At 37.6% G+C, this 21,877-nt stretch carries 20 protein-coding genes and 1 tRNA gene; 12 read left to right on the plus strand and 9 right to left on the minus strand.

The window, feature by feature from the left end; all coding sequences use genetic code 11:
* The 5 genes from BMW39_RS00645 to BMW39_RS00665 all read left to right on the plus strand — a co-directional run bounded on the left by BMW39_RS00645 (position 1) and on the right by BMW39_RS00665 (position 4,862).
* Positions 1-873: a PstS family phosphate ABC transporter substrate-binding protein gene (locus BMW39_RS00645; protein WP_034976394.1), complete on the plus strand. Its 873-nt coding sequence runs from the start codon at positions 1-3 to the stop codon at positions 871-873.
* A gap of 114 nt (positions 874-987) precedes the next feature.
* Positions 988-2,631, plus strand: coding sequence for a tetratricopeptide repeat protein (locus tag BMW39_RS00650; RefSeq protein WP_034977761.1), 1,644 nt, complete (start codon positions 988-990; stop codon positions 2,629-2,631).
* An 88-nt stretch (positions 2,632-2,719) separates the two neighbouring features.
* The gene (gene bshB1, locus BMW39_RS00655) at positions 2,720-3,442 is read left to right on the plus strand and encodes a bacillithiol biosynthesis deacetylase BshB1 (RefSeq protein ID WP_034976395.1); all 723 of its coding nucleotides are present in this window, start codon (positions 2,720-2,722) and stop codon (positions 3,440-3,442) included.
* Between the two features lie 34 nt (positions 3,443-3,476).
* Positions 3,477-3,553: transfer RNA gene (locus BMW39_RS00660), tRNA-His, on the plus strand.
* A 130-nt stretch (positions 3,554-3,683) separates the two neighbouring features.
* A complete protein-coding gene (locus tag BMW39_RS00665; protein ID WP_165569347.1) occupies positions 3,684-4,862 on the plus strand; it encodes a glycosyltransferase family 39 protein in 1,179 nt (392 codons plus the stop codon).
* Positions 4,863-4,886: 24 nt separating this feature from the next.
* On the opposite strand, the gene BMW39_RS00670 is transcribed toward BMW39_RS00665, so the two are convergent.
* On the minus strand, positions 4,887-5,222 hold the full coding sequence (locus BMW39_RS00670) for a DUF3276 family protein (RefSeq protein WP_034976397.1): 336 nt from the start codon (positions 5,220-5,222) through the stop codon (positions 4,887-4,889).
* A gap of 140 nt (positions 5,223-5,362) precedes the next feature.
* Complete coding sequence (locus tag BMW39_RS00675; protein WP_034976399.1) at positions 5,363-7,051, minus strand: ABC transporter ATP-binding protein; 1,689 nt, start codon at positions 7,049-7,051, stop codon at positions 5,363-5,365.
* A gap of 177 nt (positions 7,052-7,228) precedes the next feature.
* Here BMW39_RS00675 and mqo point away from each other — a divergent pair, with 177 nt between their 5' ends.
* Both mqo and BMW39_RS00685 read left to right on the plus strand, forming a co-directional pair.
* Entirely contained in the window at positions 7,229-8,710 is a 1,482-nt protein-coding gene (gene mqo / locus BMW39_RS00680) for a malate dehydrogenase (quinone) (RefSeq protein WP_034976401.1), read from the plus strand.
* Between the two features lie 9 nt (positions 8,711-8,719).
* Entirely contained in the window at positions 8,720-9,115 is a 396-nt protein-coding gene (locus BMW39_RS00685; RefSeq protein ID WP_034976403.1) for a hypothetical protein, read from the plus strand.
* A gap of 39 nt (positions 9,116-9,154) precedes the next feature.
* Here the strand turns inward: BMW39_RS00685 and BMW39_RS00690 are convergent, their stop codons facing one another.
* From BMW39_RS00690 to dapA, 3 genes are read right to left on the minus strand one after another with little or no spacing between them, the layout of a single operon-like run.
* Positions 9,155-10,222, minus strand: coding sequence for a M48 family metallopeptidase (locus BMW39_RS00690; protein ID WP_034976405.1), 1,068 nt, complete (start codon positions 10,220-10,222; stop codon positions 9,155-9,157).
* Positions 10,223-11,185, minus strand: a complete 963-nt coding sequence (locus tag BMW39_RS00695; RefSeq protein WP_034976407.1) for a YjgN family protein — start codon at positions 11,183-11,185, stop codon at positions 10,223-10,225.
* A gap of 31 nt (positions 11,186-11,216) precedes the next feature.
* Positions 11,217-12,089: a 4-hydroxy-tetrahydrodipicolinate synthase gene (gene dapA, locus BMW39_RS00700; protein ID WP_034976409.1), complete on the minus strand. Its 873-nt coding sequence runs from the start codon at positions 12,087-12,089 to the stop codon at positions 11,217-11,219.
* Between the two features lie 193 nt (positions 12,090-12,282).
* Here dapA and BMW39_RS00705 point away from each other — a divergent pair, with 193 nt between their 5' ends.
* The 5 genes from BMW39_RS00705 (at position 12,283) to BMW39_RS00725 (ending at position 17,554) form a co-directional block, all read left to right on the plus strand.
* Entirely contained in the window at positions 12,283-13,044 is a 762-nt protein-coding gene (locus BMW39_RS00705; protein WP_034976411.1) for a 5'-nucleotidase C-terminal domain-containing protein, read from the plus strand.
* Positions 13,044-13,994 carry a bifunctional metallophosphatase/5'-nucleotidase gene (locus tag BMW39_RS00710; protein ID WP_034976413.1) on the plus strand — a complete coding sequence of 317 codons (951 nt, stop codon included), beginning with the start codon at positions 13,044-13,046 and terminating at the stop codon, positions 13,992-13,994. The genes BMW39_RS00705 and BMW39_RS00710 overlap by 1 nt, the downstream gene beginning before the upstream one ends.
* A 2-nt stretch (positions 13,995-13,996) precedes the next feature.
* A complete protein-coding gene (gene porZ / locus BMW39_RS00715) occupies positions 13,997-16,243 on the plus strand; it encodes a type IX secretion system anionic LPS delivery protein PorZ (protein ID WP_034976415.1) in 2,247 nt (748 codons plus the stop codon).
* 3 nt (positions 16,244-16,246) lie between these two features.
* On the plus strand, positions 16,247-16,924 hold the full coding sequence (recO, locus tag BMW39_RS00720; RefSeq protein WP_034976417.1) for a DNA repair protein RecO: 678 nt from the start codon (positions 16,247-16,249) through the stop codon (positions 16,922-16,924).
* A 135-nt stretch (positions 16,925-17,059) separates the two neighbouring features.
* Positions 17,060-17,554: a GNAT family N-acetyltransferase gene (locus BMW39_RS00725; RefSeq protein WP_051879960.1), complete on the plus strand. Its 495-nt coding sequence runs from the start codon at positions 17,060-17,062 to the stop codon at positions 17,552-17,554.
* 413 nt (positions 17,555-17,967) lie between these two features.
* On the opposite strand, the gene BMW39_RS00730 is transcribed toward BMW39_RS00725, so the two are convergent.
* The 4 genes from BMW39_RS00730 to BMW39_RS00745 form a co-directional block, all read right to left on the minus strand.
* Positions 17,968-18,168, minus strand: a complete 201-nt coding sequence (locus BMW39_RS00730; RefSeq protein ID WP_034976419.1) for an Imm27 family immunity protein — start codon at positions 18,166-18,168, stop codon at positions 17,968-17,970.
* Positions 18,169-18,191: 23 nt separating this feature from the next.
* Positions 18,192-20,279 (minus strand): ATP-dependent DNA helicase RecG, encoded by a 2,088-nt coding sequence (gene recG / locus BMW39_RS00735; protein WP_034976421.1) that lies wholly within the window; start codon positions 20,277-20,279, stop codon positions 18,192-18,194.
* 69 nt (positions 20,280-20,348) lie between these two features.
* A complete protein-coding gene (locus tag BMW39_RS00740; RefSeq protein WP_034976423.1) occupies positions 20,349-21,308 on the minus strand; it encodes a tetratricopeptide repeat protein in 960 nt (319 codons plus the stop codon).
* Positions 21,309-21,330: 22 nt separating this feature from the next.
* Entirely contained in the window at positions 21,331-21,867 is a 537-nt protein-coding gene (locus tag BMW39_RS00745; RefSeq protein ID WP_034976425.1) for a thioredoxin family protein, read from the minus strand.
* Positions 21,868-21,877 lie beyond the last annotated feature (10 nt).

The following is a 21,877-nucleotide window of genomic DNA, read 5'->3' on the forward strand; positions in this document are numbered from 1 at the left end:
ATGAAAAAAATATTTTTTCTCTTCATAGCAATTGCTGCTATTGTTTTTGCATGTTCCAAAGAGAAACCAAAGGAAATCGACACACCAAATAAAGGTGAGATCACAGTTGAGACAGACGAGTCTTTCAAAAGTGTGATTGAAGCTTTGGCAGAAAGATACATGGCTTTGAATCCTCAAACAAAGATCAATGTCGTTATCAAGAAGGAAGACCTGGGATTGTTAGATCTTTTGGATAGGAAAGTTCGCATCGCAGTGATGTCCAGAGAACTTTCTCAAAAGGAAAAAGAGGCTTACGATACAAAGATCGATTTGCCTTGGCTTCCAGGAAAATTTGCTGCAGACGCAGTTCTTTTCGTCGTTCCTAAAGATTCGCCATTAGAATCTATTTCGATGGATGACATCTATGCAGAATTGAAGTCCGATAAAAAGCGTTTGATCTTCGATGGAACCAACTCCAGTAACTTGAATTTCATCGCACAAAAATTTAAGAAAGATCCTTCTCAGCTCAAATTTTCTATCATCAATGGTAATGAAAATGTAGCTGAACAATTGAAAAACTATCCGGATAAAATTGGAGTGATCAGCTACAATACAATAAGCCGACCGTTCGGCGAGGAAGCTCAAAGGCTAAGAAATGATTTGAAGATCCTGAAAGTGGTCAAAGAAAACCAGGCTTATGATGTGACTGGTGATAACCTTAAAAATATGACCTATCCTTTTACCAGAGTACTATATTTCGTTTCGAATGAAGCGTATTACGGTCTTGGAAACGGTTTCATCAGGTTCTCTTGCCAACAACTAGGTCAAATTGTTGTTGAAAAAGAGGGACTTCAACCTTACAATATCTTCAAGAGAGAAGTGAGAATGAAATAATTGAATTTTTAATATTTATTTAACAGAGGTTTTAAAGTTTAATTTATATTTTGGTCTAAATATTGTGATCAAAACAAAAATTTACAGTTAAGAAAAATGAAAAAAGAGAATAGAATGAATTTATCAAAAAAAATTGTTGTTACAGCGGCAGTAGGCTTTTTTACAAGTTTTAGTTTTGCACAATCTGTACAAGACGGGATCAACTTTGTAGATAGCCAAAAATATGCGAAGGCAAAACAAAATTACACAGACCTTATCAACCAAAATCCTAAAGAAGCAAGCAATTACTTTTATTTAGGTAACACATATTTAACTCAGTTCGACCCTAATTTTGATTTAGCTCAAGAAAGCTTTAACAAAGGTTTGGCAGCCGACCCAAAAAGTAATTTGAACAAATTAGGTTTGGCTTCGGTAAAACTTGGTAAAGGCGATAAATCTGCAGTTGCAGAGATCCAACAAATCGTAAAAGATTCTAGAGAGAAAGATGCAGAAGTACTTTTCCGTGCAGGTGAGGCTTTGACATTATTCGAAAAAAACAGTTCACCTGATCTAGCGATCGGCTTCTTGAACAAAGCGGTGGAAAGAGCTGGGAAAGCTGGCGTTCCTGCAAATTATTATTACGCGCTAGGTGATGCTTACAGAATCAAAAAAGATCCAGGTAACGCGATGACGGCTTATGATAAGGCAGAAGCTGTAGCAAAGAACAAAGCTTCGGTTTACACTAGAAAAGGTACACTTTGGATTGCTGCACAACAATGGCAACAAGCAAAAACAAACATCGATAAAGCGATTGCTGTAGATCCAACTTACGCTCCGGCTTACAAAGCATTAGCAGGTTTTAATATCAAATATCAGAAAAATGCTGAGGCAACTCAGAATTTGATCAACTATACAAAGTATGCGGATGAGGATCCATATACACAGTTGGAGATTGCTAAACTTTATTTTACGAATGAGGATTACGCGAATGCTAAGACAACTTTGGATTCTGTTTTCGATAAAGTGAATGATCCGATCAAGCATAAATTGAGAGCTTACATTCTTTATGGTGAAGGGAAATATGCAGAAGCTCAGCAAAGCATCAGTACTTTCCTATCTCAGGCTGATAAATCCAGAGTCCAAGCTTCAGACGAAGGTCTACAAGGTTTGATCGCTGCAGGATTGGCAAAAGATGAGAAAGATGCGGCTAAAAAAGCACAGCTAGAAGCTACAGTTCAACAAAAGATTGCTATTGCTAAGAATGCAAAAGACGAAACTTTGAAGTGGGATGAGGAATTAGCGAAGATCAAAGGCGGATTGGTAGGTATTACTGCTGATGCAGGCGGAACATCTCCAGAGATCGACGCTTTGAAGGCTAAAGTGGCCGCTAATGCACAAGATACAGATGCCCTTTATAAATTGGCACAAGCTTACCAGGATATCAAAAACTGGAATGGTGCGATCTTGACTTGGCAAAAAATGATAGCGCTTCTTCCAACTTGGGAGCCAGCTTATTACAGCCAAGGTTATGCTTATCAGCAGGCAGGAAGCCAGGAATTGGCATCTGCTGCGTACCAAAAATATATTGATACGTTGATGGCAAAACCAGCAGCTGATCAGGAAGCTAACAAAGAGACTATGTCTTATGCTTACTTTGCAATCGCTTTTATCGCAAAAGACAGTGATAAAGAAAAAGCAAAAGCTAATATTGCAAAATCATTGGCATTGAATCCAACTTATGCAGATGCATTGGCGCTTCAAAAAGCACTTGGACAATAATCTTTAAGTGAACCAACATATAAACTTCCCAATTCATAAGATTGGGAAGTTTTGTTTTTATTAATTTTGCACAATAAATATTTTGAAAATGAAATGTGATTTTCTAGCTATAGGAGCACATCCGGATGACGTAGAATTAGGCTGTGGTGGAACAATCATTAAATTGATCTCAGAGGGCAAATCAGTCAGTATTATTGATTTGACCGAAGGTGAATTAGGAACCCGAGGTACAGCCGAAACCCGTGCCCAGGAAGCCAGTGATGCAGCTAAGATCTTAGGGATTACTGCAAGGGAAAACCTAAAACTTAAAGATGGTTTTCTTACTAACTCTGAAGAATATCAATTGAAGATTGTAGAAAAAATCAGAAAGTACAGACCAGAAGTTGTCTTAGCCAATGCGATAGATGATCGTCATCCTGATCACGCAAAGGCTGCGAAATTGGTTTCTGATGCTTGCTTCCTAGCTGGTCTTAAGAAAATCGAAACTTATGATAATAACGAGTTACAGGACGTTTGGAGGCCCAAACATATCTTTCATTACATCCAATGGAAAAATGTGGTTCCGGAGTTTGTGATTGACATTACAGGATTTTTGGATAAGAAGATAGAAGCGTGCCTTGCGTACAAAACTCAGTTTTACAATCCAGATTCGAAAGAGCCAGTGACACCGATTGCCACAAAGGATTTCCTGGAGAGCTTGACTTACAGAGCTCAAGATCTTGGAAGACTTTCCGGCGTTGAGTTTGCAGAAGGTTTTACGACGGAAAAATTAATTGCACTCAAAAATTTTGAAGGAATTATTTGCAATTAAACGATAAAGTACTATATTTGCACACGCAAAAACGGTGATTGTAGCTCAGTTGGTTAGAGCGCCGGATTGTGGTTCCGGAGGTCGGGGGTTCGAGACCCCTCATTCACCCCAAGTTAAAAGCGCATTCTTTTTAGGATGCGCTTTTTCATTTATTCAGAAAATAATTTTTAAATTACATTTTTAAAATTTTCCGATGTTTGCAAAGCTGAAAACTCTTTTGACGTACAAGAATTTACTGATAATGAATCTTTTCATTGTCATTGTGAAGATTCTCTATATCATACTGATCCAAAAAGAATTTGTGACGTTGGAGGATTTTACAATCGCTAAAAACATTGTCAAGTATCACCAGTATTCAGAGTTCATCGATCAGGGAGGAACTGCTTTTAAATTGCCAGTATATCCGTTTTTTATAAGTTTCTTCTTGGAAATCTTCGGCGATAATGCTTTGTTGGGAATAGCAATTTTTCAAGCTCTACTAAGTTTTTTTACACCCATATTATTATTCAGAATCACAAAATTGTTTGGTTTTGAGAAAGTTGGAATTATTGCTGGATTCTTCTTTATTTTTTCGCCTTCCTATTTTCTTTATCCCGGAATCATAGAGGCTTCCAATGTTTTTATCAGCATTCTTTTGCTTTGGTTTTATCTCTATTTTAAGATTTGGTTTTCGGTAAACAACAGCAATAACGAATTTATAATTTTAGGCATTGTTTCAGCCTTATTATTCCTTACGCAAGTCGTGGTAGTTCCGCTGGCTTGTATTATGATTTTAGCGCTTCTGATTTTTAAGAAAATAAATTTCAGACAGTTTTCATTTATAGTTATTGTCACAGCCCTTTTGTATTCGCCTTGGGTCATCAGAAATTATATTATTTTCGATAAGATTGTATTATCCAAAACGCCCGCTTGGCAAAATATCTATTACGGCTTCACGGAAAATGGACAATTGATGGACGATCTCAAACTGATTTCCAAGGAAAAAGACCACCAATTGTATCAAACCAGAGATGAGATCAATGAATTAGTGATGGAAAAGATCTACGAAGATGAAATCGTAAAAGCCACAAAAAATGAGCCTCACTATTTCGTAAAAAAAGCAGCTAGCAATTTCTTTTGCTTGTGGTTTGTTCCTCCCAAATACTTTGATGATAATAGTTTGTCAGTCTTGTTCGGACGGAAGATCTATGTTGTTTTGCTTAATATTTTTACGCTGGTCTCATTGGTTTTCCTGTACAGAAGATCAAAGTTACTATTTTGGTTTTCACTATTATTCTTTGCCAATTTTTCTTTTCCTTACATGATTGGACATGCTGCAAACATGAGATTCAAGTTGGATTTTGAATGGTATCAGTTTATTCTGATTGCCTTATTAATATTAGAATTCGCTGGATATTATAAACAAAAAAAACGCATTTAAGTTAAATGCGTTTTATACTTTTTTTTAAACTTCGTCGTCAGATTCTATCGTAAACGATTTTGATTTGAAGTCTTTATCATGTCTTTCAGAGATTACATCTTCACCTTTTTGTTGGATGATGAAATCCGTAGATTCTTCGAAGAGCTCTTGGAAACTTTTGAAATCCTCTTTGTAAAGATAGATTTTGTGCTTTTCAAAAGTAGCTTCTCCGTTTTCCCCGAAATTCTTTTTACTTTCTGTAATGGTCAAATAATAATCACCTGCTTTGGTTTCTCGCACATCAAAGAAATACGTTCTTCTGCCTGCTTTCAACACCTTAGTGAAAATCTCATTCTCATGTCTTTCCTTAAATTCACTCATCGTTATATAATTTTTTTAGAAATGTGTATTAACAAATATAACAGAATTCTCCGAAATTCAAAATGTTTTGTTAAAAAAACCTTCAAATTGAGAGGATTTCTTAAAATTTCAGCAATAATGTTAACGATTTGATGGCGATTTTAATTTAAATATAAGATTTCGTCAGCTCGCTTTGCACTTGATTCTCTATGAGTTATGATAATGGAAGTCGTCGTTTTAAGGTCTTTATCAATGTTTTGAAGAATATTCTCTTCGGTCTCTGTATCCAAAGCGGAAAGGCAATCGTCGAAGATTAGGATATTTGGTTGTTTGATCATTGCCCGAGCGATGCAAATCCTCTGTTTCTGCCCACCAGACAGCATTACGCCACGTTCGCCCACCATCGTTTCGTACTTTTCTTTAAACTCTTCGATGTTTTTGTGAACGTCCGCTTTTTTCGCCATTTCTACCACCAAGCTACGATTTGGCTGATCGATCGCAAACCCGATATTGTTCTCGATCGTATCAGAGAAAAGGTAACTTTCCTGTGGCGTGTAGCCCAGCTGATCTCTATAAAGCTTCAAATTGTGCGTTTTCAGATTTTTTCCATCAATGAGAATTTCACCTTCATCAGGATCGATCAATCTGCAGATCAGTTGTGCGATGGTCGATTTTCCACTTCCGGTTTTACCCATGATAGCAAGCGATTTTCCTGCATCAACTTTGAAACTAAGATTATCAACGGCTTTGATTCCCGTATTCGGGTAAGTGTAGCTAACGTTTCGGAACTCAATTTCGCCGTTAATTGGATAGGTTTCGGAGTTTGTATTGATGATATCAGATCTTACATCCATAAATTCGTTCACACGTTGCATACTCGCTTCCGCCCTTTGATTGACAGATGTCACCCAACCCAGCATTGAGAAAGGGAAGATCAACATGTTGATGTACATGAAAAAGTCGGCAATCGTTCCTACACTCATTTCGCCAGCAATATATTTTTGTCCACCGATGTAAAGAATAGCGACATTCAAAAGTCCAACCACGAAAAGAATGATTGTGAAAAAGTACGCTTCGGTCCTTGCTAGATCAAGTGCTTTGTCTTGATAATCTTTGACCTTGATGCCATAATTTTTCTCGATATATTTTTCCTTGCTAAAGAATTTCACCACACGGATTCCGGAAAAACTATCCTGAACAAAAGTCGAAATGCCAGATTGGCTCTTTTGCATCACCTTCGATTTCTTGTTGATGATATCACTCACTTTATAAATCCCAAAAGAGAGAATTGGCAGTGGAACCAAGGTCCAAAGCGTCATCTGAACATCGGTCATGAACATGTAAACACTCGTGATGATCAACAGAATAATGAGATTGACAACGTACATCACGCCAGGTCCCAGGTACATCCGGATGGCAACCACATCTTCACTCAATCGATTCATCAAGTCGCCAATCGTAGTCTTTTTGTAATCGGTGACAGACAATTCCTGATAATGTGTGTAGATCTTATTTTTCAGTTCGTACTCGATTCTTCTGGACGCCACAATGATGGTTTGTCTCATCATAAAGGTGAAAAATCCTGACAGCAAAGAACAGACAATTAGAATTCCAGAATTGATGAAGATGATCCTGAAATATGCCCAATTGTTTTTCACATTCTCGATCAGTCCCGCTTCGTCGGATAGTTTGAGCGTGGAATAATTTTTTTCGATGATATTGATCGTTTGTCCGATATATTGAATCTTGTAGATTGCAAAGAAGTTACTCAGAATTATGAATAAAAATCCCCAAAACAATAGCACGCGATGTTTCCAGAAATATGGGTTAAGTGTCTTTAAAGCTTTCATTCTTTTTGCTTTGATTTTCCAAAAGCGATGCAAAATTAATGATTTAAAATTTCAGAAAAGATTTTAAAGCCGAAATTGAGATTTCTTAACAAATGGTAAGTCGATTTATCATTCAGAAAGGGCTTAAAAAATAACTATATTCAGTATTTTTGTAGTCGAAAAATTTAATTAATAAAAATGAATCCGAAACCTAAATACGATGTTGTACTGGTCGGTGGCGGGATAATGAGTGCAACATTGGCAACAATGCTCCACGAGTTTGACCCAAAACTGGAAATTGCAATCTTCGAAAGACTGGAAACCGTTGCCAAAGAAAGTTCATCTGCATGGAACAATGCTGGAACGGGACATTCCGCTTTCTGCGAACTGAATTATACACCAGAAAAAGACGGCAAAATCGATATCAAAAAAGCAGAATACATTGCAGAACAATTTGAAGTTTCCAAACAATTTTGGTCTTATTTGATCAACAAAGGCATCATCGATCAACCAAAGGAATTCATCAATTCCTGCCCGCATATGAGTTTCGTTTTTGGAGAGAAGGATGTCAATTACCTTAAAAGAAGACATGAAGCTCTTACCAGATCACCACTTTTCCAAGGGATGGAATATTCTGACGATCATGAAAAACTGACAGAATGGATCCCACTCATGATGCAAAAAAGAATGGCAACTGACCAACTGGCAGCGACCAAAATGGACCTGGGAACCGATGTCGATTTTGGAAAATTGACGGTCAAGCTTATTGAACATCTCAACAAAACCGAGTCGGTAGAGGTTTTCACGTACCACGAAGTCAAAGATATCGATGCAGACGGAAAAGGAAGCTGGAATCTAAAAGTGAACGACCGAAAGAATCTTCACAAACAAACCGTGAATGCAGATTTCGTATTCATTGGCGCTGGAGGTTACGCCTTGCCACTTTTGGATAGTTCTGGAATCCAAGAAAGCAAAGGCTACGGCGGATTCCCGATTAGTGGGCAATGGCTAGTCAGCAGAAATCCGGAACTGGTGGAAAAACATCAGGCGAAGGTTTACACGCAAGCGACTGTTGGCGCACCACCAATGTCTGTACCTCACTTGGACCTTAGGATCATCGATGGGGAAAAAGCATTGCTGTTTGGTCCTTTTGCAGGATTCTCGACCAAGTTTTTGAGAGAAGGAAGTTATTTGGACCTTCCGGAAAGTGTCAACTTCAAAAATATACGTTCATTATTCGGGGTTTGGTGGCACAATATGCCGCTGACCAGATATCTGATCCAACAGGTTACGATGAACAAATCTCAGAGAATGTCGCATTTAAGAGATTTCGTGACCGATGCTCAGGAAAAGGATTGGGAATTGATGCAAGCTGGACAAAGAGTTCAAATCATCAAAAGAGACCGTTTCGAAGGTGGAAGATTGGAATTCGGGACAGAAGTGGTGGTGAACAAGGACAAAAATATTGCCTCACTTTTGGGCGCATCTCCAGGAGCAAGTACTTCTGCATTTGCGATGATCATGGTTTTGGAGAATTGTTTTGCTGATAAACTGAAGACCGACTGGAAAGATAAATTGGTAGAAATGGTTCCTAGTTATGGTAAAAAGCTGGCAGAACATCCAGAATTGATCAACGAAATAAGAGATTATTCTAAAGAGAAATTGGAGCTGGAATATTAATGATAATTGATGAGCGAAACAATCGTAAAACCAAAGATTGATGAAGAGATCCTACGTCAACTTCAATCGGAAACGATAGAGGAGAAGCAGGTGATCTTGCATTGCTGTTACAAGTCTGAGTTTTTTCTGGAGGAGAAAATCAGAATCTGGTCATCTACTTATTTGATCGACAGAAACTCGGACCATATTTCTAAGCTCATCCATTTTGAGAATATCAGCTTGTTCCCTACTTGGACCGACGTGCCACATGGGAAAGAATATTGGTTTACGCTCGTCTTTGCAGGATTGCCAAAGGATTGTAAAGTTTTTGATTTTATAGAACTGATCCCTCAGAACAACGGTTTTTTTGAAGAAGGCATTGTGAGAAATGGTTCGGATGTTTATAAGATCAAACTAGATATGTAAAATTAAAGGTTCAGAGATTTCTGAACCTTTTTTGTTTTCTTAAGGATTTTCTTTCAGCTTTTTAAAAGCATCTTCCAATTCCGGATTTTTCTCAAACGTGTATTCTTTTTTGTCTAAAAGCGATTTTGAAAATTTGATCCTATCTTCCGTCAAAGGATGGCTTGATAAAAGTTCGGGAATACCAGCATCATGACTTGTTTTGAGTGTTTTAAAAAGTTGATACATACCATTTGGGTCGATTTTGTTTCTTTTTAAAATCTCATAGGATCCAAGGTCGGAAGACGATTCAAATGCTCTGGAGAACGACAGATTATTCAACTGATTGGCATTGTCCGCGAGACTGGTCATCACACCGTTCACATCACCAACCACCACCGAAACTACAAGATAGCCTGCGAGACTTCTTGCCAATGTTTTTGTGCTGTGTCTTTCCTTGACGTGTGTCACTTCATGTCCGAGAAGTGCGGTCAGTTCTTCGTAATTCTCAATTTTTGAAAGAAGACCGGTGTAGACAACGATGGTTCCATTGGGTAAGGCAAAAGCATTGATCTCCTTATCAGCGATCACTTTGAAGTTAAGTTTCCGATGGGTTGCAAAATCAATGTGATCCGCAAAGTTTTGAAGTTTGGCAGAACGTTTTTCATCAATATCAGAAAAAGATCTGATCCGCTGAAAACTAGTGTTCCCGATTTCTTCATCAAAACTAAGAGGCATCAGATCCGTCACTTTTTCACCTATCCAAGGAATAATGAAGATGTAAAAACAAGCGATGAAGGTAAATGTCGCAACAGTTGCTGTAAGGTAGAATTTCGGGCCAAGGTCGAGAAGCGTGTGGTACCAAGAAACGTTTTTGGACTGTTTTGCAGATCTGTAAATGTTGTTGGCGATTTCGGAATCCTCGATCTTCAAGCTTTCTGATAGATTGTCTTTTCGAGTGATGATGAGATGATCACCAATCTTTTCAAATTTGATTTCGTGGAATTTCCAAACGGCTCTTTTGTTCTCAAAATAAAAAGAGATCTGCTCACCAAGAAAAACTTCCAGATCCAAAAGATAGGGTCTGGAAGTTTTGCCATCAAAATATTTTGCTGGTATAGAAAGTTTCATTTAGATGATGCCAGAAAGGTCCATCGCGTCCAAAGCTTCATCACCAAAGGCGTTCTTGTACTCGGCTTCAGTTTGTTTCAAAGCATCGAGATCGATATTTCCGACAATTTCTATATTGCTGAAAAGTTTGGTCAAGGTTCTCACTTCTACGAATGCATAGCCAATTCCGAGTGTGAAGATGATGATCAGCATATTCACGATCATCAATTCAAAAATATCACCAGGCGTTAACTTGGATTGGAATTTTACCCTTTCATCACCATTGTTTAGTGTCAAGTGGTCCATGTAAAATCTCAGGATATCTCTTTGAAACCAGAAACTATAAATTCCTAATGTGATGTACGTCAGAAAGATGCCTTTCAGATTAAGAAAAAAATATTCTGAGCCTTTTGCATCGTGTTTGAATTCTGCATTCCCGAATTTGATATTGCTCAAAGTGTAATTTCTAAGGTCGATCGTCATCCAAAAACCATAAAGTCCCAAAGTGATAATTGAGAGCAACAAGTCCTTGAAATAGATCTTCACCAAAGTTCCTCTGTCACCTCTGTACCCAAATCTCACGCCGCGCCAAGTGGTTCTGGACATTCTGTATTTATAAAAACCGTGAATTGCAAATGGAATGATACCAATCAACAAAGCATAAAACAGCAAGCCGAAAATCAAAGTCAATGTTAAATTTTGCATTCTTGCAGCGATGAAAATACCGGCATACAACCCGACAAAAGCTACAAAAACTTTTATGAAGCCGACGAACATTTCTTTTCCTGTTCCTGTGAATTGAAAATTATCGCCTTCCAAATTGGTGTGCGAGTAGAGATATTTCAAAGTCCTTTCCTTTGCCCAAGGATAATAAAGTCCTAGCGTGATGACTGTTAACAGCCAATTCAGCACCACGACTCCAAAGTATTCTTCCCCTTTTCCTTGGAAAGAAAAGGCATAACGTTTCATGTTGTTGGTTTCCATATATGTTTTTAGGTTATTAGTTTTTGTGGAATTAGATCTTTTCCATTTCTTGTCTGATCTTTTCCTGCAGACCTTCAGAAGCTGCTACCAGAGGTAATCTCAGGTAATTTTTGATAAGTCCTTTTTCGGCAAGGATCGTTTTCACGCCACAAGGATTACCTTCAGCAAAGATCAATCTTGTGATTTCCACCAAAGAATTGTGGATCTTGTAAGCTTCGTCCACTTCACGACTTAGCGCAAATTTTACCATTGTGGAAAATTCTTTCGGATAGGCCTGACCAATTACGGAAATCACGCCGTCTCCACCTGCCAAAGTTACTGGCAAAGTATATTCATCATCGCCAGACATTAGAGAGAAGTTCTCCGGTTTTTGTCTCAGGATATCGAAATATTGTAAAATGTTTGGTGCTGCTTCTTTCACCATGAATAGATTGGGGAACTCATTGGCCAAACGCAAGGTTGTAGAAGCTTCTACGTTTTGTCCTGTTCTTCCTGGAACATTGTAGATGATGATCTTGGCTCCAGTTTCTGCCAAAGCTTTGTAATGCTGATAAAGTCCTTCCTGATTTGGTTTGTTGTAGTAAGGAGAAACCGACAACACAGCTTCGAAGTCCGAAAGATCGGTATCCAAAATCTGTTGTTTTACTTCCGCTGTATTGTTTCCGCCAATTCCTAAAACCAATGGCAATCTGTTGTTGTTGATCTTTGTGATGTGCGCGATCACCTTGTCCTTTTCCTCCTTGGAAAGCGTTGCAGCCTCAGCTGTCGTTCCCAAGACCACCAGAAAGTTGGTGCCGTTGTCTATATTGTAATCTATTAATTTGGTAAGAGAATCAAAATCTATGGAAAGATCTTCATTGAAAGGTGTTACCAAAGCCACACCTACGCCTTTTAACTGACCCATTTTTATATTAAATTTAATTTGCCCAAATTTAATTTATTTTTAATGAAAGCACAAAGATTATGTTTGCCTTTGTTTGTGATGGATATATTTGTGCTAAACGAAAAATCCATCCCTTTTTTTGAATGATCTAATTGTGAATAAGTTTAGTTTTAAAACGCTAAAATCATTAGATTTGTATCCATATTTTCTTTTAATGAAAAACAAGTTTTTTGGATTCGGAATCATTGGGCTACTGCTAGTTGGCTGTAAAACACCACTGAATATCGCAAGCATCCACACAGAGAAAAACATATACATTACCGAGCAATTGCCGGAAGATCAAGCGATGGATGCCATCATCCAGCCTTACAAACACGAGCTGGAAGGTAAGATGAATACCAAGATCTCCCATACCAACATAGAACTGACAAAGTCCGGAGACAATAGCAACTTGGGAAATCTCCTTGCAGATTACACTTTCCAAGGTGCAGACGAATGGGCTAAAAAAAATAATATTCCACCGATGGATGCTGCGGTCATCAATATCGGCGGCATTCGTACGATCATCCCGAAAGGTGATATCCTTACAAAGCAGATCTATGAAGTGATGCCATTTGAAAATGAGATCGTCATTATTAAAATTAATGGAAAAGAGGTAGAAGGTTTGTTCGATTATTATTTGAAGACCCAGAAAAACAATCCCGTTTCACATATTTTTATTGAAACGGAGAACGGCATCATTTCAAAAAAGATGATCAATGGGCAAGCGATCGATCACAATAAAACCTATTACATCGCCACATCGGATTATCTGGCTTTAGGTGGTGATAATATGTTCTTCTTTGGAAAAGGGGAAATGATATCAACCGGAATTAAGATGAGAGACCTATTCTTGGAGAAATTCCAGCAAAACCCAGAAGTGGCTACACCAGAAGATGTAAGATTGATTTTCAAAGACAAAAAAGAAAAGAACTAATGAAAAGAAAGGAATTCTTAAAATATGCCGGTGGTGGAAGTCTTGCTTTGACATTGGCTCCAAGTCTATTGCTAGCAGAACAAGTCGAACTCATCAATAAAGAATCGACGCACAAATTGACGATTCTGCACACCAACGACCAACACAGCAGAATAGAACCTTTTGATGCTTCTTATACCAAAAATCCCAACCAAGGCGGTTTTGCGAGGAGAGCTTCATTAATTCAAAAGATCAGAAGCGAAGAAAAGAATGTTTTATTGTTGGATTCAGGCGATATTTTCCAAGGCACACCGTACTTCAATTTTTTCGGAGGTGAGCTGGAGTTCAAACTGATGAGTATGATGAAGTATGATGCATCCACAATGGGAAATCATGATTTCGACAATGGCCTGGAAGGTTTTCTAAAAGTTTTGCCCAATGCTAAATTTCCTTTCATCTGCTCCAATTATGATTTTAAAAATACAGTTCTCGACGGGAAGACCGATGATTACAAGATATTCGTAAAAGATGGGGTCAAAGTTGGGATCTTCGCAGTTGGAATAGAACTTAATGGTTTGGTAGGAAAGAAAAATTATGCAGAGACCATTTACAAAGATCCTATCGAGACCGCTCAGCATTATGCCGATTTTTTGAGAAAGGAAAAAAAATGCGACCTTGTGATCTGTCTTTCGCATATCGGTTTCGATTACAAGGATGAGCCGGAGAAGATCTCGGATAAACATTTGGCAGCAAAAACCTCAGGGATCGATTTGATACTGGGAGGTCATACACACACGTTTTTACCAGAGCCACTTACTTTTCAGAACAAGGAACACAAGAATGTCATTGTAAATCAAGTAGGTTGGGCAGGTATTTTATTGGGTAGATTGGATTTTTATTTTGATAAAAATAAGGATGTGAAAAATATTTCTTGGAATAATCAGTTAATAGATGAAAACATAATCGTTTAAGAATGAAGAAAATTTTATTAATTATATCGTTTTTTGTAACGCTGAACTCCTACGCACAGACAAGCAAATGGAGTGACTTATTTTCTTATAACAACGTCCTGGCTATCCGGGAAGACAATGGTAGATTGATTGCTGCTACGGAAAATGGGATTTTCTATTATTATCCATCCACAGGCGAGATCAAAAAATTGTCTAAGGCAAATGGACTTCACGATGTCAAAATCTCAGCTTTCGATTATAATGCTGCAACGCAGACAGGAATTGTCGGATATCAGAATGGTTCTATGGATGTCATCACGCCAAATGGAATCTTTCTAATTGTCGATATTCCGCTTGCAACAGGCTATAACGGGAGCAAAAAGATCAATCATATTTCAATCAATGGGGACAGAGCGGTGATCTCTGCCGGATACGGCGTTTCTGTTTTTAATATTGCACGTAGAGAATTTGGTGATACTGCTTTTTTCTCCACTGGTGGTGTTTATGTGGCAGCTAATGCTGCGGTGTTGAAGGACAATACAATCTATGTCGCGACTAACTCTGGACTCAAATCTCACGAGATCAATCCCACTTTTCCTGTCTATACGAGTTGGACAAATCTAGTGGCTGGTTCATTCAAAAAAGTTGACGCTTCCACAACGATGGCTTTTTCAACAAGTACACAAGTGAGCTACGGCAGTGGAACAAGCTTTACACAGCTCCCAAGAACTTTTACAGATATCAAAGACGTACGCGTTACAGATAATCAGATCATTGTTACGGATAAAACACAGGTTTTCGTTTACAGCACGGGTGGTGCGCAGCAGAAAAATTTCAATGCTGCAGAAGATATCAATACAGCGCTCATCTACCAAAATGCTTTGTTTACAGGAACCAAATTGTCTGGAATTTACAACGAACAAAAAAGTAGTTTCAAACCGGATGGTCCTTATCACAATGCTTCGAACAAGATATCCCTGCTGAACGGCCAGATCTGGATAGCATCTGGAAACAAAGATGCTGATTCTGGGAGAAATTTGGGTTACTACTTCTACGATGGTACCAAATGGATCTATCCTCAGTACTTTATAGATAATCCTTCTGGTTATAATATTTTGGATGTCGTACCGAATCCTTCAAATCCGAGTGAGGTCTTTTTTACAAATTACACCTATTGGTCTGCAGCGGTCCAAGGCGTTTACAGGATGAATAATAACGAATTTGTCAAGAGATACGCCTTTAATAACGAGAGCCAGTATTTCTTCAAGCCAGTAGGTCTTGTTTTTGATGCTCAGAACAACCTTTTCTGTACTGTTCAATTTACATGTCCACCTCCTTTCCCTAGTAGTTGTCCAATTTCTAGCTTTTATGTTTTCAATAAGGCCAACGACGCTTTTGCCTCAAATCCTTTTACAACCTTTAATATTGGAGGTGCGCAGAAACCAATAGCCAAAGATGGTGTTGTCTACGTACCAGCTCCCTTCTATTCCGATGGAGGTGCGATGATCTACAATTACAACAATACGCCTACTTCTACTTCTGATGATAGTTTCAAAGTTCTAAAAATGAGCAACAATCTTCCTGTAAATGGAACTGTGTCACTGGCCATCGATAATAATGATGACCTTTGGGTAGGAACCAGAGAAGGAGTAAGGATTCTATCCAATCCAAAAGCTGCGATATTGGAAGACAATCCACAGACAGATGCCATTATCATAGAAGAAAATGGCTTGGCGGAAGAACTTTTCCGAGATGCCAATATTCTGCAGATCGTCTCCGATACAGGTAATCAGAAATGGGTCTCTGTAGAAGGCGGAGGTGTTTTCTACTTGAGCTCAAACGGAGATCGTACAATTTATCATTTCACAAAATCCAACTCATCATTACCAAATGATAGTGTGACAGATATCCAGGTGGACAACAAAACCGGAAAGGTCTATTTTGCTACAGTAGATGGGGTAATGGTCTATCAAGGCGACGTTACAGATGTGAATTCAAACTTTGGAGATGTTCTGGTCTATCCAAATCCTGTGGTCTATGCCCAATACAAAGGCAATGTCAGGATCCGAGGTTTGGCGGCAAAAACCAATATCAGAATCACAGATGCTGCAGGAAATCTTGTACATTCTGCAGTCGCAAATGGCGGTTATTTCGAATGGAATCTTGCCAACCAAAGAGGCGTGAGAGTGGCTTCCGGAATCTATTATGTTTTGATGACCAATGAGGATGGAACAGATACAGCAACGGCTAAAATTGCGGTCGTAAATTAATAGATGACACAAGAAGTTTTTTTACTGTCTTATACAAAATATGGAGATCACGATGCTGTTCTCCATTGTTTTTGTAGGGAAAACGGCTTCGAAAGTTTCTTTGCCAAAGGGATCTACGCGCCAAAGAACAAAAAGAAAGCCTTCCTTTTTCCATTGAACGAATTATTGCTGTACACGTCCGATAAGAAGAAAAGCATTCAAAATGTTCAGAAGATAGAGCAGAAGAATGTGGATTTTTTCAGTTCGGATATTCGGAAAAATTCGATTCTGTTTTTTGTTTCCGATTTGCTGAATCAGGTTTTGAGGAATGAAAATCAGAACGTTGGAATCTATTCCGAGATTTCGATTTTTCTGAGTCAATTACAGATTGACAATTTCCAGTCGCATTTGATTTTTATTTTCAGACTTCTGAAACAACAAGGTTTACAGCCTTTATTTTCTGATAAAAATTACCTCAATCCCGAAACTGGAAACTTCGAAGATATCGAGATGCATCACTTTTTTGACAAAACGATTTCCGACATTTGGAAAGACCTTATCACGTCTCAAGACCCATATAGCATCAAACTCAGCCGAAGCGAAAAACAGAATTTCCTAGATTCGATTTTAGTATATTTTCATTATCATTTTACAGATTTCCGAGAACCAAGGTCATTGGAAATCATCAAAGAGATTTTTTAGGTTAAATTTTCAACTACAGAATTAAATTCATTCCTTAATGAGCGAAGCGTCTTTGCGAATCTTAAAGTGTTTTCAATAATTTTAAAAAAAACTTTGCGAACTTTGCGTTAAATTTTCATTCATCAAATATATTTTATGATTAAAAAAGCCACACAAAAAGATATTCCGACCATTCAAAACCTCGCAAAAGAATCCTGGAACTCAGCTTATGCCAACATTTTGGAGCAAGAGCAAATCGATTATATGTTAGGTTTAATGTACTCTGAATCCACCTTGCAAACCCATTTTGAAAATCCAAATTATCAATATTATTTGATTGAAGAAGATGAGGTCTTTTTAGGATTTATCGGCTTCGAATTTCATAGTAAACCAAATACCACAAAACTTCATCGGATTTATTTTGTGAAAGAAGCGCAGGGAATAGGTCTTGGAAAAAAAGCTTTGGAATTTGTCAAAACTGAAACAGAAAATGCAGGCGACAAAAGACTGACTTTAACAGTCAATAAAAATAACAACGCCAAAAGTTTCTACGAATCACAAGGTTTCAAAATCTATGACGAAGCGATTTTTGATATTGGAAATGGTTATGTGATGGATGATTATCTGATGGAATTTAACATCGCTAAATAACTTTCAAAGCATTTGCAACCATTGCGGATGCTTTTTTTGTGATTGATTTTCTACCAAATTTAATGTCGAAAAATGAATAGATGATGAACAACTGTGAAAGTTCAAATTTTAATTTTTCAACTTAATCATTTCCTGACTTTGTTTGAATCCTGATTTTTAGTTTATTAATGATATAAAAATAATATCCGAAATCGATTAATTAAAGTAACGTTATGCAGATGTGAATTCTCGTTGAAACTTACCTGAACTGATTCTTAAGTATTATTAATAAAGGGATAATGATTCATTAAAGTTTGATGTCAAGTATAATTTTAGATTTGTCGCAGAACGAAATCAAGCAAATGCCTGATAGTAATTTTTCTTCATATACTATTTTTTTAAATTTAAGAAGTCTGTTATTTATAGCGGACTTTTTATTTTTCCCAAGGGAATTTTTCTATTAATCTTAATTGTGGCAAGCCTCCGCCGTGATATTCAGAATTGGGATATTCCAAAATCCACTTTGCCAAAATTTCATCAATATAGTATGTAAACCAACCATCTTCGCTAGTGCCAACTTTAGTTAAATGCTTTTGTTTTTCAATAAATTCATTTCCAACTAAAATAGTATTCATAATATTATGATTTCGATTTAACTCTAACTAATCTGCGACCACTTATTCTTCCCTTTATACTGCTTGATGTAATATTGCTTCATCATTTGATTGTCGGGACGCGTCAGAAGTGCATCTTGTTCCAATATCTTTTCAACAGCCCGTTTTGAAGCTTTGATGATGGCAGAATCTTCTATCAAACTCAGTTTTTTGAAATCCACAACACCACTTTGCTGAGTTCCGAGAATATCGCCAGGACCGCGCAATTCCATATCAACCTCCGAAATCTTGAAACCGTCCGTCGTTGCCACCATCGTTTTGATTCTGGTCCGGCTTTCCTTGCTCAGTTTGTCGCCCGTCATCAGGATGCAATAACTTTGTTCTGCGCCTCTACCAACGCGTCCGCGCAACTGGTGAAGCTGTGACAATCCGAATCGCTCCGAACTTTCTATCACCATTACAGAAGCATTTGGAACGTTCACGCCGACTTCAATTACAGTTGTCGCCACCATAATTTGCGCTTGTCCTGAAGCGAAATATTGCATATTGGCATCTTTTTCTGCAGGTTTCATTCGGCCGTGAACCATCGTCACATTATAGCTTTTGAAGAAATTCATTACGCTTTCCAAACCTTCCATCAGATTTTTATAATCCAAGGTTTCCGATTCCTCGATGAGTGGATAAACGAAGTAGATTTGTCGGCCTTTTTCAATCTCTTCTCTACAGAAATTATAAACCGAAAGTCTATCTTTTTCTCTACGATGAGCTGTGATAATTGGTTTTCTTCCAACCGGCATTTCATCAATCACAGACACATCCAAATCGGAATAAAAACTCATCGCCAAAGTCCGTGGAATCGGCGTTGCAGTCATTACCAAAATGTGTGGCGGAATGTTGTTTTTCGCCCAAAGTTTAGCACGCTGAGCAACTCCAAATCTATGTTGTTCATCGATAATCGCCAAACCAAGATTCTGAAATTTCACTTTGTCTTCCAAAAGGGCGTGCGTTCCAATCAGGATAGAAAGTTGCCCATTTTCCAATTCTTCGTGAATGATTTTCCGTTCCGCCGTTTTGGAAGAACCCGTCAAGAGTCGGACGTTGATATTCGTATTTTGAAGTAATTCTTTGATGGAATTAAAATGTTGTTGCGCCAAGATTTCCGTTGGCGCCATCAAACAGGATTGAAAACCGTTGTCCATCGCAATCAGCATCGTTAATAACGCCACCATCGTTTTCCCGGAACCAACGTCGCCTTGAAGCAATCGGTTCATTTGAGTCGACCGTTTCATATCGATTCTGATTTCTTTCAGAACGCGTTTTTGCGCATTCGTAAGTTCAAACGGAAGATTGTTTTCATAAAAACTGGTGAAATATTCGCCGACGATTGGAAACGGATTTCCGAAGGATTTTGTTTTCTGATGAAGTTTCTTCAAGCCATAGCCCAGCTGGAAAAAGAAAGCTTCCTCGAACTTCAATCGCCTGTTGGCTTCATCAAACTGTTTTAAATCTTTGGGGAAATGAATGAAATAATAGGAATTCAATCGTCCAATCAACTTCATCGATTTCATCAAATAATCCGGCAGATTTTCCTGAATCAAACTAGGTAAATCTTTCAGAAGATTGAAAATAACGGTTTGAAATAATTTATTCGTAATGCCTCGTTTAGTCAGTTTTTCACTTCCGGGATAAACCGGGAGAAGTGTTCCTTGCAAAGCTTTTTTCTCATCAACCTCGATTTCCGGATGAGGCATCGAGAAGTTTCCATTAAAGAAATTGACCTTTCCAAAAATGAAAATCTCCTGATTCAATGGAATCGCATCTTTCATCCAATTCGTATATCGAAACCAGACCAAATCCATCGTTCCCGTTTCATCACGGAATTTCGCAGACAATCGTTTTCCTTTTTCATAAACGACTTCTTGGATATCGGTGATTTTTCCTTTTAATTGAATATCTGCTTCTGTATCTTTGGCAATATTTCCAATTTTGTGGATTTTGCTTTTATCGATGTATCGGATTGGGTAAAAGGTGAGCAAATCTTCCACAGTCGAAATCCCCAACACGTTTCTGATGAGTTTTGCGCGTTCGGTACCGATGCCTTTGAGAAATTCTATGGAAGTTTCTAATGTCAAGAAAGGAAAATTTGTTCCGACGAATTTCGGGAAATTTTATTGATTTTTCAATGAACAATCAGTAGGTAATTATTCAAAATTGATATTGTTGTTTTTCAATATTTTCAAAAAATCATCTTTCTTTCCTTCTTTTGACATAATCTGATAGATATTTCGGATAATCGATTCGGCGTCAGTTCTGTATGGAGACTTCATTTCAGTATACTTATTATATGCTTTACACATATAATCTAATGCTTTTTGATTGTCCTTTAGATGGTCATAATAAATGACACCAATTCCATAATCAACTTCTGGGTCGTCGAGATATATTTTTTTCAAATCCAAGTAAGCGTCAACAGCTTTTTGATATTCCTTTTTATAAATATAAACTATTGGAATATTCTGAAGTGGCATTTTGCCTGTAGGGTCAATTTGTAACGAAGTTTGATAGGCCTTCAAAGCATCATTATAATTTCCTAACGCTCTGTTTGTAAATCCAATGTTGTCCCAAGCAAATGGGAAATCGTGGTCTTCTTTGACAGCTTTCTGAAAATATTCTAAAGCCCTTTTGTGATTTTTAGATTCATTTTCTTTGATTCCCAAATTATAAAAATCTAATGCTTTGTCATTTTCAGAAACAGAATGATGTGACTTTTTCTCGTTGGTATTTATTTTGTCATTCAGGCTCACACAGTTACTTCTCAGTTCCCTTTCCAATTCATAGTAATATTTCTTGAATTCGTTTGAGTTTTGATTGGTGTTGATTTCGATATTAACCTTTTTGTTACCAGTTTTTTCTACTTCTTTCTGTGATTTCAAAATCTTGATTGTCATCTGGTAAGCTGTGGCTTGCTTCTCAATACAATTGCTAATGTCTGTGGAAACCTGTAAGCTTGTTTTATTATTGATATTAATAGAGTCAATACAAAGACAGGCTTGATTTGATGAGGTTTTTAATAATTCTTTTTCTGAAGGAAGTAGTTCCGAGATTTGTGAAAATGCGAATAGACTGAAAAATAGAAGTAAAAAAGATAAAAATGATTTCATATTTTAGGTTATTAGTTTCGTGTTATTCTTTAATCTTCGACTTAAACTTCTTCTGATAACCTTCCCATTCCTGTCTGGATTTTATCGTCTTGTAGTCATTAGAAGCAATCATTGAGAAATATGGTTCCACTTCTTTCGCTTTCAGAAATCCGGAAAGACTGGTAATCGGGTCTGTTTTTTCATCAAGAAAGACCATTGTCGGAATCATATTGATGTTCATATATTTTGAGAACTGATGAAGCGTAGATTTTCCTTTTTTGCCCTTGTATTCAGGATTCGTGAATTTATGTCCCAGGAAATTGACGGTGGAATTTCCGTCGCTTTCAAACTTCACGGCGTAGAAATTTTCACTGATGATTTTTGCAATCTCGGGATGATTGTAGGTTTTTTTGTCCATCTCTTTACACGGCTCGCACCAATCTGCGTAGAAATCAATAAGGATTTTTTTCGGTGCCTTTTTCTGAGCTTCCAACGCTTGGGAAATCGTCATCCATTGGACTTGCGCCATTCCAGCAGTTGGAATCACGAAGAGAATCATTAAAATTAATATTTTTTTCATCTGTGTTTGG

Source organism: Epilithonimonas lactis (assembly GCF_900110605.1).
Lineage (GTDB): Bacteria > Bacteroidota > Bacteroidia > Flavobacteriales > Weeksellaceae > Epilithonimonas > Epilithonimonas lactis.